The 14,508-nt window shown below is 46.7% G+C and carries 17 protein-coding genes; 8 read left to right on the top strand and 9 right to left on the bottom strand.

The window, feature by feature from the left end:
* Position 1 precedes the first annotated feature (1 nt).
* Positions 2-574, bottom strand: coding sequence for a glycerol-3-phosphate 1-O-acyltransferase PlsY (plsY, locus tag A1359_RS00710; RefSeq protein WP_066976507.1), 573 nt, complete (start codon positions 572-574; stop codon positions 2-4).
* Positions 575-659: 85 nt separating this feature from the next.
* Between plsY and folB the strand changes: the two genes are divergently transcribed.
* Positions 660-1,013 carry a dihydroneopterin aldolase gene (folB, locus tag A1359_RS00715; protein ID WP_066976509.1) on the top strand — a complete coding sequence of 118 codons (354 nt, stop codon included), beginning with the start codon at positions 660-662 and terminating at the stop codon, positions 1,011-1,013.
* Position 1,014: 1 nt separating this feature from the next.
* Positions 1,015-1,506, top strand: coding sequence for a 2-amino-4-hydroxy-6-hydroxymethyldihydropteridine diphosphokinase (gene folK, locus A1359_RS00720; RefSeq protein WP_066976510.1), 492 nt, complete (start codon positions 1,015-1,017; stop codon positions 1,504-1,506).
* On the opposite strand, the gene A1359_RS00725 is transcribed toward folK, so the two are convergent.
* Together A1359_RS00725 and A1359_RS00730 are read right to left on the bottom strand one after the other, a co-directional pair.
* Complete coding sequence (locus A1359_RS00725) at positions 1,495-2,226, bottom strand: pteridine reductase (protein ID WP_083960427.1); 732 nt, start codon at positions 2,224-2,226, stop codon at positions 1,495-1,497. The two genes, folK and A1359_RS00725, sit on opposite strands and share 12 nt — an antisense overlap.
* Positions 2,227-2,237: 11 nt before the next feature.
* On the bottom strand, positions 2,238-2,522 hold the full coding sequence (locus tag A1359_RS00730; RefSeq protein ID WP_066976516.1) for a hypothetical protein: 285 nt from the start codon (positions 2,520-2,522) through the stop codon (positions 2,238-2,240).
* Positions 2,523-2,759: 237 nt separating this feature from the next.
* Here A1359_RS00730 and A1359_RS00735 point away from each other — a divergent pair, with 237 nt between their 5' ends.
* Entirely contained in the window at positions 2,760-3,170 is a 411-nt protein-coding gene (locus tag A1359_RS00735) for a hypothetical protein (protein WP_066976519.1), read from the top strand.
* A 565-nt stretch (positions 3,171-3,735) separates the two neighbouring features.
* Here the strand turns inward: A1359_RS00735 and A1359_RS00740 are convergent.
* Positions 3,736-4,080, bottom strand: a complete 345-nt coding sequence (locus A1359_RS00740; protein ID WP_066976522.1) for a DUF2782 domain-containing protein — start codon at positions 4,078-4,080, stop codon at positions 3,736-3,738.
* Positions 4,081-4,186: 106 nt separating this feature from the next.
* Here A1359_RS00740 and A1359_RS00745 point away from each other — a divergent pair, with 106 nt between their 5' ends.
* Positions 4,187-4,696, top strand: coding sequence for a DUF192 domain-containing protein (locus A1359_RS00745; RefSeq protein WP_066976528.1), 510 nt, complete (start codon positions 4,187-4,189; stop codon positions 4,694-4,696).
* Here A1359_RS00745 and topA read toward each other — a convergent pair.
* From topA to A1359_RS00770, 5 genes are all read right to left on the bottom strand, one after another.
* Positions 4,680-6,998: a type I DNA topoisomerase gene (gene topA, locus A1359_RS00750; protein WP_066976529.1), complete on the bottom strand. Its 2,319-nt coding sequence runs from the start codon at positions 6,996-6,998 to the stop codon at positions 4,680-4,682. The two genes, A1359_RS00745 and topA, sit on opposite strands and share 17 nt — an antisense overlap.
* A 15-nt stretch (positions 6,999-7,013) precedes the next feature.
* Positions 7,014-7,481: a DUF494 family protein gene (locus tag A1359_RS00755; protein ID WP_066976532.1), complete on the bottom strand. Its 468-nt coding sequence runs from the start codon at positions 7,479-7,481 to the stop codon at positions 7,014-7,016.
* 8 nt (positions 7,482-7,489) lie between these two features.
* Entirely contained in the window at positions 7,490-8,587 is a 1,098-nt protein-coding gene (dprA, locus tag A1359_RS00760; RefSeq protein WP_157200419.1) for a DNA-processing protein DprA, read from the bottom strand.
* A 71-nt stretch (positions 8,588-8,658) separates the two neighbouring features.
* Entirely contained in the window at positions 8,659-9,705 is a 1,047-nt protein-coding gene (locus tag A1359_RS00765; protein ID WP_066976535.1) for a LysM peptidoglycan-binding domain-containing protein, read from the bottom strand.
* 60 nt (positions 9,706-9,765) lie between these two features.
* On the bottom strand, positions 9,766-10,086 hold the full coding sequence (locus A1359_RS00770) for a hypothetical protein (RefSeq protein ID WP_066976537.1): 321 nt from the start codon (positions 10,084-10,086) through the stop codon (positions 9,766-9,768).
* A gap of 220 nt (positions 10,087-10,306) precedes the next feature.
* On the opposite strand from A1359_RS00770, the gene wecC reads away from it, so the two are divergent.
* The 4 genes from wecC to A1359_RS00790 all read left to right on the top strand — a co-directional run.
* Positions 10,307-11,515, top strand: a complete 1,209-nt coding sequence (gene wecC, locus A1359_RS00775) for a UDP-N-acetyl-D-mannosamine dehydrogenase (RefSeq protein ID WP_066976539.1) — start codon at positions 10,307-10,309, stop codon at positions 11,513-11,515.
* Between the two features lie 41 nt (positions 11,516-11,556).
* Positions 11,557-12,690 (top strand): non-hydrolyzing UDP-N-acetylglucosamine 2-epimerase, encoded by a 1,134-nt coding sequence (gene wecB / locus A1359_RS00780; protein WP_066976544.1) that lies wholly within the window; start codon positions 11,557-11,559, stop codon positions 12,688-12,690.
* 3 nt (positions 12,691-12,693) lie between these two features.
* Positions 12,694-13,611 (top strand): DUF4351 domain-containing protein, encoded by a 918-nt coding sequence (locus A1359_RS00785; protein ID WP_066976546.1) that lies wholly within the window; start codon positions 12,694-12,696, stop codon positions 13,609-13,611.
* 195 nt (positions 13,612-13,806) lie between these two features.
* Positions 13,807-14,508, top strand: a 702-nt coding sequence (locus tag A1359_RS00790; protein WP_232322064.1) for an Rpn family recombination-promoting nuclease/putative transposase, incomplete at its 3' end; no start/stop codon positions are given.

The raw sequence follows: 14,508 nt of genomic DNA on the forward strand, positions 1-14,508 counted from the left end.
ATCAGCTTTCTTGACCCGCCAGTAATCTTTGGATATTGCTTTTGTGTCGCCACAATAAAATCAGTGAAATCACAACAAACGCCACCAACAAATGAACATCACCCACAATCAACCAAACATAAAGCGGGGTTAAAGTAGCCGCCACCAGCGCAGACAAGGATGATATTTTACTGATTTTGTATACCGCAAACCATGTTGCAAAAACAGCTACTCCCAAAACCCAGCTTACCCCAAGCGCAACCCCCAGCGAAGTCGCCACCCCTTTACCGCCTTTAAAGCCAAAAAACACCGGATACAAATGCCCGATAAAAGCTGCAAATACCACCAATGACAACACCAAGCTATCAACCAACAGCATTTTAGCCAGCAGAACCGGGATCAAACCTTTTAACGCATCACCCAGCAAAGTAATTGCCGCCGCTTTTTTACCACCCAGCCGCATTACATTGGTTGCACCCGGATTACCCGAACCATTTGCGCGAGGATCGGCCAAGCCCATCAGTCTACAAACAATAATTGCACTAGACACAGAGCCGGTTAAATACGCCAAAGGCACTAGCAACCATTCCATCATTTAATCAACCTCTCTCATCAAGACTTGAACACTCGAGCCGTTTACCCGATACTAATAAAATAAATATAATAACCGGAAAGCATCCATGGACATCATCTTTTTAGGCGGACTTGAAATTGAAACAGTCATTGGTATTTATGACTGGGAGCGCACAATCAAACAAAAAATTGTGCTCGACATTGAAATGGCTTTTGATATTAAAAAAGCAGCAATTACTGACGATATCAGCTACACACTTGATTATAAAGCCGTTTCTGATCGCGTGGTCGATTTTGTAGAAGCAAGCAAGTATTTACTGGTTGAAACTTTAATTGAAGAAATTTCCAAAATTCTACTCAACGAATTCCCCACGCCTTGGGTAAAAATCACCCTGAATAAAAAAGGCGCCATTAGTAGAGCTCGCGATGTTGGCATCATTATCGAACGAGGGCAAAAATAACATGCCTACCGGATATATCAGCATTGGCAGCAATATCGATAAGGACATCAATATCCTCTCCAGCCTAACAGAGCTGGCTAAAGTATTTGGCGACATACAAGTTTCCAGCATCTATGAATCCGAAGCCGTTGGCTTTACCGGCGATAATTTTTACAATTTAGTCGTCAGTTTTCACTCAGAATTAGCCGCCAAACAGGCCGCTAAAATACTGAAAAAAATCGAGCTCGATCATGGTCGTACGCGAGAATCACAAAAATTCTCCGCCCGCACCCTTGATTTGGATTTGATATTGTATGGCAACGAGATTATTAACGATGGTCGCCTGCAAATTCCGCGTGACGATATTGAACGTTATGCGTTTGTGCTTGAACCTTTAGCAGAAATCGCCCCGCAGGAGAAACATCCGATTAACGGACAAACGTATAGCCAAATGTGGGAGAAATTTGACAAAACAGGCCTTCGACAAAACAAAATACAGCTTTCAACTATATAACGTTCTCCCGCCATCAACCGTCAAGACATGCCCGGTAATATAGCTTGCATCATCAAGCAAAAATTTCACCGCCTTGGCAATGTCGTCGATTTCACCGCAGCGCTGCAACGCCACCTTCTGCAAAATTTCAGCTTTTTGCAGCGCACTGACTTCATGATCCGGCCATAAAATAGCCCCAGGTGCTACTGCATTAACGCGCACATCAGGGGCTAATTCTTTTGCCAGTGACTTGGTCATTGCCACCAAGCCCGCCTTGGCAATACTGTAAACCGGGTAACCCAGCAAGCTTTTTTCTGCATGAATATCGACAATATTGACGATGCAGCCTTGACGCTGCTTCAACGTGAATGCCAAGCCCTGAGATAAGAAAAACGGTGCTTTAAGATTGCTATTCATCAAGCAGTTCCAGTCACTTTCTTCAACCTCACCGATAGCGCCCGGATAAAACAGCGAGGCATTATTCACCAAAACATCCACATAGCCCCATGACTGACAAGCCTGGACAACTAAAGCCCGAACCTGCGCCAAGTCAAGCAAATCAGCTTTAACTAGCGCCACAGAATCCAATCGAATGGCATTTAACTCATCAGCTAATTGCTTAGCTTCTATTTCAGAGCTGTAATAGTGCAGCACCACATTGTAACCACAGACATGCAACAGCCGTACACATGCCGCGCCCAACCGCTTGGCGGCACCAGTAACCAAAGCCACTTTAGGCATGGATAAAACCGTTATTGATCTGATACCACACTGGCAATCAATTTTTTTCTAATGAAATAGCAAACCCCAACTGCACAAACAACGGGCAATTGAGTCAATAAAAACTCCATCACAGAATGTTTGGGCACCATACTCGTCAAAGACTCTACCAACAACATCTTAGCTAACCACCATGTCAACCAATAGCCTATCAACCCAATCACAGACCAATTAATCACCGGCGCATTGTGATTCTTAGCCGCAAAATAAAACCAAACCAACGTTAAAATACCAAACAATTTAGCTAGAAATAACATAATCCAGTCCTGTTTTTATTATTGTAAAAGTGGCCTGCAATCACCACCAAGCCAATGTAATCAAATTAGCCATAAACATCAACCATAACCAACACTTGCGCAGCAATGGCTCGCTCTAACCCCACTGGCAATAGCCTTTATTTGCAATAACAGCCAGAATACACAGGCTTTAAAGTTACTAATTCAAGACATATAATCGAGCATTATTTTAAGAAAAATTCTATCAGGAGAAACCCCGTGCAGGCTTTAAAAATTATTAGCGCACTAATTGTGCTTAGCTTCTGCAACATTAGCTGGGCTCAATCCACTGGAGGACATGGCGGTCATGGTGGTGGTAGCGGCGGGGGTGACGTAAGCTGCATTAAAGCCAAAATGAGTCGCTTCAACCCCGAACATATGACCAGCGTAGCGCCAGGCTCAGAATTTTCATTTGCTGCATCCGGTACCAATGGTCCAGGACACATTCACGTCAGCATCAAACAACAGCCTATCGACGTAACTATTGAGGATAAAGATACCTTTTATTTAGTCAAAGGCAAGTTGCCGGAAGATATTAAAAACTCTGTCGTCCGCATCTCTGTACAGCTTAAATCGAAGGTAGGAAAATGTGACGCCGAGGGTGGTTGGCTATTAAAAGTGACCGAGTAAATTTAAAGATAGCCGAGAATGAATTCGCTCAACTCATAGCGGCGAGTTAATTAAAGCGTAGCGATTTAAAAGCCTCAATGCCATTAAGTTAAGAAAAAGCTCCCTCTCCTGCTGGAGAGGGTTGGGGAGAGGAGATTTATAATAAGGCAAAAAAGCTTTATTTAATCCCCTCATCCTAACCTTCTCCCGGAGGGAGAAGGGATTGTTCTTCCTTAACTTAATGGCAGTGATTTAAAAGCCTGCTTACTTAATTAAGGATTGAAAACCAAATAACTTTGGCATTTAACCCTCTCAACCTGCCCCTCTCCCGAAAAGACTGTCGCAAAGCCCCCTCTCCTTGCGGGAGAGGGTGAGGGGGATAATAATGTAAGCATCCGATTTATATACCCTCATCCTAACCTTCTCCCGTTGGGAGAAGGAACTGTTTTACCTTTTACGACAGCTTCCCGAAGGAGGAAGGAATGCCTTGCTAAAGCTTTTGTGCGCGTTCCTAATTATTGAAAAATCACCTCAACACTCATATCGCTCTGTTTTGATCAACAGCGATCATGCGATGACTTTTAAACTAATCCCACTCAAATAATAACCATTGATTGATGTTGCTGCCTCTATCTAGATCGTTCTTTTTTACGTCCATTTTTTCATCACCATCGGTATCCAGCAAATAGTAAGCAGGCCCCACTTGAGGCTGCACCTTTACCATATAAAGCCGACCATTTCTGCGGTACTCCTGGATGGTATCCTTACCTTTACGGATAATGGTAATATCAGGCTCCATTTCCTCACCGGACTGTACGCGCGGCGGCAACTCCGGCGATTCGGGCTCTGCAGGAGGCTCTTCTAAAGCCGGTGCCGCCCAAGCTAAAACAGGCAAGAAAAATATCAAATTAACAATCAAGGGACGTAACATTTAAATCTCGGGCTGAATCTTGTTGTGGAGGCATCATAAACCAGTTTCAGCATGAATGCCGCTAATAAGCTAATTTTCCCAGCTAAACATCAATAACCATCAAATTATGAATTTTTATCTGACGACATTTATCGCCCGCATAGCTTTACTGACCTGCATCCTATGCGTATATTCAACCGCCACAGCCGATCAAGTAAAATTGGGAAACGTTACTTTTGGCGCACAAGAACCAATAGAAATAGAAATTGCCGACACTGCCGAGCTACGCACCAAGGGTCTGATGCATAGAACTCAACTAGCAGAGAATCAAGGCATGTTGTTTGTGTATCCTGATGAAGCTGTACGCGGTGTATGGATGAAAAACACCCTGCTTTCCTTAGACGTAGTGTTTCTATCAGCCGATGGCAAGATTGTATCCATCTTGCCCAAACTAGCGCCCTGCACTGAAGAGCCTTGCCCGATATACACATCAATCAAAGACGCGGGATACATGCTGGAAGTCAATGCCGGCTTTGTAGACCGCCATCAACTAAAAACAGGTCAAGACCTCATCATCGAATATCGCCACGACATCCCCAGCGTTAACCAGCTACCCGTACCTAGCTTGGCCCATTAACATCATCAGGATCACCCTCATAGGGTGTCGCATACTTACACTCTTTTTGCGGGCAAACCTTTTCGGTTCCTCGCCGTTTGGTGGTTTTCAAGGTCAAAATCGGCCACTGACAATCCGGACAACTTTCTTTGATTGGCGCATCCCATAAAGCGTAATCGCATTTAGGATATTCTGAGCAAGAATAAAAGATCTTGCCACTACGGGCTTTACGTTTGAGTATCGAGCCTTTCTTGCATTGCGGACATTCGACACCGGTATCCTGCGGCTTTTCCAGCGGCTCAATATGCTTGCAAGTTGGATAGGCGCTACAGCCGACAAACTTGCCATAACGTCCGACTTTTATCACCATAGGCGAAGCGCATTTCGGGCACAACCTACCCTCAACTACCTCCGGCTCGGCGGAACCTGCGGCATTATCGTCACCTAAATTCCGCGTATAAGAACAGGTAGGATAGTTGGTGCAACCAATAAAACGGCCATTTCGGCCTAATCGAATCGATAACGGACTACCACATTCGGGGCATTGCTCATCAATGCTTTCCTGTGTCACATCCTTACGCTGAACACTTTCCTCTTTCTCACCGATCAGCTTGGTAAACGGTCGCCAAAAATCGTTCATCAGCGGAATCCAATCTTTTTCTCCGCGGGCCACCGCATCCAACTCGTCTTCCAGGTTGGCGGTAAAATCGTAATCGACGTACTTGGTAAAATGCTCGGTTAAAAACTTATTAACTATGCGCCCTACATCCGTGGGATAAAAACGCTTGCTGTCTATGGTGACATACTCGCGATTCTGCAGAGTTGAGATGATAGTCGCATAGGTCGAAGGCCGGCCAATACCATGCTCCTCCAAAGCCTTGACTAAACTAGCCTCGCCATATCGTGGCGGTGGCTCTGTGAAGTGTTGATTGGCAGCAATGTCATTCAACATCACTGGCCGCCCCTCTTCCATAGGCGGCAATAATCTATCCTGATCGTCCGCCGCTTCTTTACTATCGTCGACGCCTTCCAGATAGACCATCATAAAACCCGGATTGGTAACGGTAGAACCGGTGGCGCGAAAAACATTTTTATCGCTACCACAGTTCAAATCCACCGCCACCAGATTCAAAGTAGCATTGATCATCTGACAGGCTACGGTACGTTTCCAGATCAAATCGTACAGCTTGTATTGTTCAATACTCAGACGACCTTTAACCTGTTCCGGCAGTCTATAGGCAGAGGTTGGCCGTATCGCTTCATGCGCTTCCTGAGCATTTTTGGATTTTGTTTTAAATTTTCGCGGCTCTTTCGGCACATTGTCTTGCCCGTATTTCTCGGCAATCAAAGCTCGAAGATCAGCCAGCGCTTCGTCAGAAAGATTTACCGAATCGGTACGCATATAAGAAATCAAACCCACGGTTTCGCCACCGAGATCGATACCTTCATACAACTGCTGCGCCACCATCATGGTGCGTTTGGTGGTAAACCCCAGCTTACGGGATGCCTCTTGTTGCAGGGTTGACGTGATAAAAGGCGGTGCCGGATTTTTAGTACGTTGCTTCTTCTCCAGTTTGGCGACAATTAACTGGCCGTCTGCCGCATCCAACAAAACTTGTTTAACCTTATTGGCCTGGGTTTCATCGGTGATACTAAACTGAGTCAGCTTTTCGCCCTCAAAATGCGTCAGCTTGGCTTTAAAAGGCTGGCCCTGCGCACTGGCGTCGGCGGTATGGGACCAATACTCACGCGTTTTAAACGCCTCAATCTCCAGTTCTCGTTCGACGATCATCCTTAAAGCAGGACTTTGCACGCGACCGGCAGACAAACCACGGCGAATTTTTTTCCATAGCAAAGGCGATAAATTAAAACCCACCAGGTAGTCCAGCGCCCGCCTGGCCTGCTGGGCATTCACCATGGTCAGGGATAATTCGCTCGGATGCGCTATAGCCTCAGTAACCGCTTTTTTGGTGATTTCATGAAACACCACGCGCAGCACCTGCTTATTTTTTAACAGCTTCTTTTCTTTCAGATGCTCAAAGACATGCCACGATATAGCTTCCCCTTCTCTATCCGGGTCAGTCGCCAGATATAAGGTGTCGGCATTTTTTAATGCTTTGCTGATTTCCTGCAAATGACGCTGATTGCGATCGATAATCTGGTATTTCATGGCAAAGTCGTTCTCAGGATCGACTGCACCTTCCTTAGGAATCAGATCACGTACATGACCATAAGAAGCTAACACCTGAAAATCTTTACCCAGATATTTCTCTATGGTTTTGCATTTTGCCGGCGACTCTACAATAACTAAACTTTTGCTCATGTTATCCGTAACAAATCAATGTAAAGAAGTAGGTATCAGATCGTAAACGATATCTTCCATTCTGGAAAAAGCCGCACTATCCCCTGGCTGGCTCAACAATACCATCAATACAATCCACTTTAGCTTATCCAGCGTAATGTCTTCTTCCTTCAAAGCCATCGCTCGATCAATCACGATTTCACGATTTGCCGGCGTCAAGATACCTGCATGCTCAAGAAACATCAGGAAATCACGACATTCCAAATCAAAAACAGCCACTTCCTGACTGCTAAAAATCCTGAACGACGAGGACACCGTCAGAGAAATACTATCGGCTTCGGCCAAAGACTCCAACCAATCGAAGGCTTTGCTGACATCTGGCTGATGAAAACCGGCATCCAGCAATTCAGTGGCAATCATATCGGTGTCGGGATAGTTATCACTGTCACCATCCAGATAGTTTTCAAACAGATAAATGAGTACATCAAAAATATCTTCTTTCATTAGAGCCTTTATTGAATTCGGTAATAGCTACCGCCGGCGGCCGCGGCAATGTAGCCTTGTAGTTCCAGAACAAGCAGCATAGACGAAACAGTTTCCACTGAATAACCACTTTCCTGAACCAAGTTGTCAACCGTTATCGGGCTGTACGGCACCAATTTCAATAGATTTTGTTGCTCCAGGTCAAGCGCCGTCTGATTTATTTGTGCATCAATCGACTTATATACTTGATTATACTGACCTAATTCTTCAAAAATATCCTCGGCTGTCTCGACAAGTTTTGCTCCCTGCCTGATTAAAGCGTTGCAACCACGCGCCAAAGGGTTATGAATTGACCCTGGAATTGCAAACACTTCCCGATTTTGCTCCAGCGCCATTCGCGCCGTAATTAAGGAACCACTTTGCGCAGCCGCTTCGACTACCAGCAAACCCTGGCACAATCCACTGATAATGCGATTACGCCTGGGAAAGTGACCGGCTTTAGCCGTCGTACCCGGCGGAAACTCGGAAACCAAGGCGCCTTGGGCCACAATATCCGTCGCCAATTGTTTGTGACAAGCCGGATAAACCCGATCCAATCCGGTACCCGCCACTGCAATGGTATAACCTCCGGCATTCAAAGCCCCCTGATGGCTTGCCGCATCGATACCCAGGGCCATGCCACTGGTAATCACAAAGCCGGCCTGCGCCAGAGCCTGAGCAAACTCGAGCGCAATCTTGACACCCACACTCGATGGATTGCGACTACCTACCATGGCCATTTGCGGCTGTTGCAACAAATCCAGCAACCCCTTAACAAACAAAACCGGCGGCGGATCGGAAATTTCTTTTAATGACGCCGGGTAATCAACATCCTCAAGCGTCAATACAAAATTGTCCGGCTGTTCAAGCCACAACAAATCTTGCGCTACCAACTCCCAGGGCGGATTTTGTAAGGCCTCGATTAGTTTGTCGCTAAAACCAGCCGCAGTTAAACTAGCGCGAGAGGCCTGAAAGATTTGTTCCGGCGAGAAATGCTTCAGCAAACGCTGAACAGCCACAGGTCCGACACCAGGCACACGCACCAGCGCCAACCAAAATTTGATATGAGGATTAAGCGTTTTTGTCAAAAAAAACTAATAAGTTAGGAATTAAAAGGGTTCCGGCGTCAGACACCGAAACCCCTGAATGTTTAGCCCCATCAAGGCGTTTGCACAGTATCCAACGTATGGATAGCAGAGGTAGCATTCATTACCAGCGCGTAACTAACCCGCTCGAAAGGACGGAAAACCATTAAAACCCCGGCCAACTCATCGGGTAGCTTAACCTGCACGGCATGATCAGATTGGATTTTATCGGTCACAACGCGACCTTTTTTGTAAATATCCAGGGTATGCCCCACTTCCAGGCCATCGGCTTTACCCTTATCAATCACCACAATGTCATACTGACCAATTTGAGAAACCCCGCCCATCACCCGAATAATACTCCCGCTAACCGGGTGTTCCGGCGGCCTGGGGAAATAATTCAAAGCCATCTCGCCTTCCACGCTACGCATCAAACGATCACCGCGGCGAACCTCACTTTCCACTTTGATAATGCGCAAGGTAGCCGGATCGCCTGGCGTTTCGATCAGCGTGTCAGCAATATATTTTGCTTCATAGCCCAGCACTTCTTTGGTTTCCGGGCTCACATAAGGATCGCCCTGGCGATAAATGGTGTAGCCCAAACCTTCCGGATTCTCGATTGCCCGCACGTAAATCCGATCACCATTACCGGCGATCAAATGCTCATCTGCGATTTCCAGCACATAAGGTGCCTCGGCTATTTCTTCAGCGGTCACTACTTTTGGCGAACTCAAAAACTGAGCAATCGCATCGCTGGGAATCATTGGAATCGCTTGATCAAGCGGACTTTCCCGAATATGCGGCACTAAATTAGCATCTTCCGCATAGCCATTTCCATAACCCGGCGTCAAGCTCAGCTGCGGCTCACCATTTACATAAGAAAAATACAGCGTATCGCCCGGATAAATCCAATGCGGATTCTTGATCTGCGGATTCTTCTCCCAAAGCTGCGGCCATTGCCAAGCATGCTGCAGAAATTTAGCGGAAATATCCCACAAGGTATCGCCTTTAACCACAGTGTATTGATCAGGATGATTGGGGTTGATTTGCAGCGTATCCGCCCAAACAGAAGCACTAAACAGCAAGGGAATCAATAATCCCCGCAATATACGTAAAGTCATATGGTTATTCCTGCCAAACAGGGGTAAGAGTCATTAAAGTCCAAGTTTAGATGAATTCGACTAGAAATCTAGCCAAAAACAAAATCGTTGCGTCAATCCCGTACGCATCAAACCCATAAGTATTTCGCCAAAATCAACATCCGCGTATGCTTCCCATGCTTTGCGCCGGAACGCCGTCGGGGACGCTTCAGCGTCCCAAACCAAAAAGCGCTTCAGGATGCCATCCCGCACCAAAGTTAGATTGACCCAACCCATGCATATCTTTTGAAGCCCCATAACAAATACGACAAATGGCCGCACGCCAGCAAGCACACAATTAAACTGAACAACTCTTGATATACTGCCTGCCAAAAAAGCCTGACCGCTCGGCACAAAATTCAAACTACAATAAGCTTAATTGACAATACAAGCGGATTATCATTAATCACCACCCATCAGATTCACCCGCAATGTTACAGCATTACCACGGACCTATTACCCCGACCTACTCAGGTCTTTTGAGACTGAGGCAAAAAACGATTGGCTGTAACATGATTTTGATTTAATCAAACAATTTTTCAATATAAAACTGATTTACACAACAACCAGCAACAGGGAAATTATGCAATTAGCAGACACAAAAATTTGCGTTATTGGCTTAGGTTATATCGGCCTGCCGACAGCGTCACTACTAGGAACCAAAGGTTACGATGTCTTTGGAGTGGATACCTCGGAGCATGTGGTTAACACCATCAACCAAGGCAAAATACACATCGTCGAACCTGATCTGGACATCCTGGTCAAATCCGCCGTGCAGTCCGGCAAATTAACCGCAGGCCTGGAGCCGGCAGAAGCTGATATTTTCATCCTGGCGGTACCGACCCCCTTTAAAGACGACCACATCCCCGACTTGTCTTACGTCGAAGCGGCCACTCATAAAATAGCGCCCTACGTTAAACCCGGTAACATCGTGATTTTAGAATCGACCAGCCCGGTCGGTACCACCGATGAAGTCGTCGCCAAAATACTGCGCGAACACGGTCACAAAGTCGGCAGCGAAGTTTTTGTATCACACTGCCCGGAACGCGTACTACCAGGACGCATACTCACCGAGTTAGTCGAAAACGACCGTATAGTCGGCGGCATCAACGCCATTTCCACCGAAAAAACCATCGAGTTTTACAAGACCTTCGTGCGCGGCGAAGTACTGGCAACCGATGCTAGAACCGCCGAAATGAGCAAACTCACCGAAAACTCCTTTCGGGACGTTAACATCGCCTTTGCCAACGAGTTATCCTTCATCTGCGACAAAGAAAACATCAACGTCTGGGACTTGATCAAACTGGCCAACCGCCACCCACGCGTCAACATCCTGCAACCTGGTCCCGGCGTAGGCGGACACTGTATCGCCGTTGACCCCTGGTTTATAGTAGCTCGCGCACCGGCACAAGCCCGACTAATTCGTACCGCCCGCGAAGTCAACGACTCCAAGCCGCACTGGGTCATCGACAAAGTCAAAGCCAGTGCAAACAAATTTAAAAATCCTGTGATTGGTTGCCTGGGTTTAGCATTTAAAGCCGACGTCGACGACTTGCGGGAATCGCCCTCCATGGAAATCGTTAAACAAATTCAGGCAGAGAACATAGGTCAAGTACTGGTTTGCGAACCCAACCTGGAAAGTCACAAAGACTTTAACCTATTGCCCTACCAACAAGTGATAGAACAAGCCGACATCGTGCTGCTGCTGGTTGATCACAAACCCTTCAAAAACCTTAAAGCCGTCGACTTCAAAGAAAAAATCCTGATCGATACCCGAGGCATTATCGCTTAACCTGAATCCAAGGATATGCGCCAAAATCACAAGGAATATCAATGACACTAAAAGTATTAACCGTCTTCGGCACCCGGCCGGAGGCCATTAAAATGGCCCCCGTAGTGCTCGCCCTACAAAATGCCGAAGGCATAGAATCACGCGTGTGCGTTACCGCCCAACATCGGCAAATGCTGGATCAGGTATTAAACCTGTTTGAGATTCAGCCCGATTACGACCTGGACTTAATGGCCCCCAATCAGGACCTTTACGACATCACCAGCAAAGTACTACTTGGCTTGCGTGACGTACTGCAGCAAGCCAAACCCGACATTGTTTTAGTACATGGCGACACCACCACCTGCTTTGCTGCCGGATTAGCTGCATTTTACCAAGGTATTAAAATCGGCCATGTCGAAGCCGGGCTAAGAACCGGCAACCTGAAAGCTCCATTTCCGGAAGAAGCCAACCGCACCCTGGTCGGGCGCTTGACCGACTATCATTTTGCCCCCACAGCCTCTGCCCAAAACAACCTACTCGCCGAAGGCGTAGCGGCACAAAACATTATCGTTACCGGTAACACCGTCATCGACGCCTTATTGTTCGTCCGCGACAAAGTTAACCAACAACCGGAAAGCGCCTGGCGGGAAAAGTTTGGTGCAGAACTGTATCAAACCATCGTTAACCCACAACGTAAACTTATCCTGATAACCGGTCACCGGCGGGAAAATTTCGGCCAAGGTTTTATCGATTTGTGCAACGCCATCAGGCAATTGGCCGAAACACATCCGGATTGGGATTTAATTTACCCGGTACACCTCAACCCCAATGTGCAAAAACCGGTGTATGACATTCTTTCCAACCTTAATAACGTCTACCTGATCGATCCACTGGATTACGCCCCCTTTGTCTGGATGATGGACCATAGCGACCTGATACTGACCGATTCCGGCGGCATCCAGGAAGAAGGCCCCTCGTTAGGTAAGCCGGTACTGGTGATGCGCGAAGTAACAGAAAGACCGGAAGCCGTCGATGCAGGCACTGTTTTATTAGTAGGCACAGACAAAGATAAAATCGTCAACGGCGTTGAAAAAGTCCTTACCGACCAAAACGTTTACCAGACCATGTGCAAAGCGCACAACCCGTATGGAGACGGTCAGGCATGCCAACGCATCATTGAGTTTTTACGCAAATAAACCGTGCACGACCAAAACTTTAAAAATCTGATACTGGATTACCCGCGTCAATCGCTAGCCTTTTTCGCCCCCGAAGAAGTGACGGACGACTTGGCGCAGGCTCGCATCATTCCGGTTCGACAGGAACAACTGCAAGAACGCCTGGGTGAGCGTTTTCGTGAACTAGATACGCCACTCCTCATCGAATGGCCCAACGGCAAACGCGCAGCCCTACTGTTCATTTTCGAAGAAGAAACCAAAAGCAGCACATTCTCGATACATCGTTTAGCGCATTATTGCCTGGACATGGCTGAACTCATGAAAACCGAACGGGTAGTACCGGTGGTGATTTTTCTTAACAGCGGTCGTCGAACAACAACCTTAACACTAGGCAGCGACCGATACACTTACCTCAATTTTAGCTACCTCATCTGTGACCTAAAACAACTGTCCGCCGAAGCCTACCAAGACAGTGATAACATCGTTGCCCGCATCAACCTCCCCAACATGCGCCATCCGCGCAAAAACCGGTTGCAACTGTTTCTGGCTGCGCAACTGGGCTTGATCCGTAACGAAACCGACCCCAATAAAATCCGTAAATACAGTGACTTCATCGATTATTATGCCGACTTGACCGAGCAAGAAGTCTTAGAATACCAACAGCATTACCAAACAAAAGAAGGTGACATCATGGGCATGGTAAAAATCTGGACAGAACAAGGTCTACAAAAAGGCCTACAACAAGGCGAAAAAATTGGCGAAAAGAAAGAATGCATATCCTTGCTAACTCGGCAACTTCGACGCAAATTTGGCCTGCAGCCTACGTTGGAAGCCGCTTTACAACAATTGCCAAGCATGGAAATTGAAAAGCTGGAGGATTTAGCAGATGCCTTGCTGGATTTTACGGATATAAAAGATCTGGAAAACTGGCTTGGCTTGTAAAAAGCCAAGGGCCGGAATAAGCGACAGTGTTTCCGGCAAGCTTAAATTGCCAGAAACACCTATCGGATTATTCTGACCTACAAACCAAAATAACTTAAACGATTATTACCACTTATTCTGAATAAAGGACTCTGCCCCCCTTAATCGCGGAACCCTTATTTCCTTTCACTTCAACAGAATATGGAGCGGTTAGCGATGCAGCACGACACAGGCTATAAACTACTTTTTAGCCACCCGCGCATGGTACAGGATCTCATTACGGGGTTTGTACAACCCGAATGGCTGGAAAACATAGATTTCAATACCCTGGAGCCGGTCAAAGCCAGCTTTGCCACCGACGATTTACGCCAACGTCATGACGATGCCATTTGGCGCCTGAAATTTAAAGATAGCTGGCTTTATCTTTACCTATTGCTGGAATTTCAATCCAGCGACGATTACTTTATGGCTAATCGGATCATGACATACATGGGCCTACTCTATCAGGACATCATTCATTCACAAGGCTTAAAGAAAGGTGACAAACTGCCACCGATTCTACCCATCGTTATTTACAACGGCGCCTCTGATTGGCGTGGTCCAGTTGACATTTCGACGCTCATTGAGTCAGTTCATCCTACCCTGCGTGCTTACACACCTCAGCTCAGCTATTTTTTAGTGCAAGAAAGCGCCACGCCCAAAGACTACTGCCAAGCGCACCCGGATAATCTGGTCGGACATTTAATTGCGTTGGAACGATGCACGACACCCGCCGAACTGAGAGAACACATTCAGCTATTACAGCACAAGGTCAATTCAGCGACTTACCAACCGATTCGCCGCGCCTTTGCCATTTGGTTAAGCCGCTTATTGCGCGTAAAATTCAAACAAGAAACCATACCCGAATATCAAGAACTC

The organism is Methylomonas lenta, from assembly GCF_001644015.1.
Lineage (GTDB): Bacteria > Pseudomonadota > Gammaproteobacteria > Methylococcales > Methylomonadaceae > Methylomonas > Methylomonas lenta.

What these genes read in the sequence shown, in the direction of transcription:
- plsY (WP_066976507.1), bottom strand. Translation starts at nt 574, where the DNA reads ATGATGGAATGGTTGCTAGTGCCTTTGGCGTATTTAACCGGCTCTGTG.
- folB (WP_066976509.1), top strand. Translation starts at nt 660, where the DNA reads ATGGACATCATCTTTTTAGGCGGACTTGAAATTGAAACAGTCATTGGT.
- folK (WP_066976510.1), top strand. Translation starts at nt 1,015, where the DNA reads ATGCCTACCGGATATATCAGCATTGGCAGCAATATCGATAAGGACATC.
- A1359_RS00725 (WP_083960427.1), bottom strand. Translation starts at nt 2,226, where the DNA reads ATGCCTAAAGTGGCTTTGGTTACTGGTGCCGCCAAGCGGTTGGGCGCG.
- A1359_RS00730 (WP_066976516.1), bottom strand. Translation starts at nt 2,522, where the DNA reads ATGTTATTTCTAGCTAAATTGTTTGGTATTTTAACGTTGGTTTGGTTT.
- A1359_RS00740 (WP_066976522.1), bottom strand. Translation starts at nt 4,080, where the DNA reads ATGTTACGTCCCTTGATTGTTAATTTGATATTTTTCTTGCCTGTTTTA.
- A1359_RS00745 (WP_066976528.1), top strand. Translation starts at nt 4,187, where the DNA reads ATGAATTTTTATCTGACGACATTTATCGCCCGCATAGCTTTACTGACC.
- topA (WP_066976529.1), bottom strand. Translation starts at nt 6,998, where the DNA reads ATGAGCAAAAGTTTAGTTATTGTAGAGTCGCCGGCAAAATGCAAAACC.
- A1359_RS00755 (WP_066976532.1), bottom strand. Translation starts at nt 7,481, where the DNA reads ATGAAAGAAGATATTTTTGATGTACTCATTTATCTGTTTGAAAACTAT.
- A1359_RS00765 (WP_066976535.1), bottom strand. Translation starts at nt 9,705, where the DNA reads ATGACTTTACGTATATTGCGGGGATTATTGATTCCCTTGCTGTTTAGT.
- wecC (WP_066976539.1), top strand. Translation starts at nt 10,307, where the DNA reads ATGCAATTAGCAGACACAAAAATTTGCGTTATTGGCTTAGGTTATATC.
- wecB (WP_066976544.1), top strand. Translation starts at nt 11,557, where the DNA reads ATGACACTAAAAGTATTAACCGTCTTCGGCACCCGGCCGGAGGCCATT.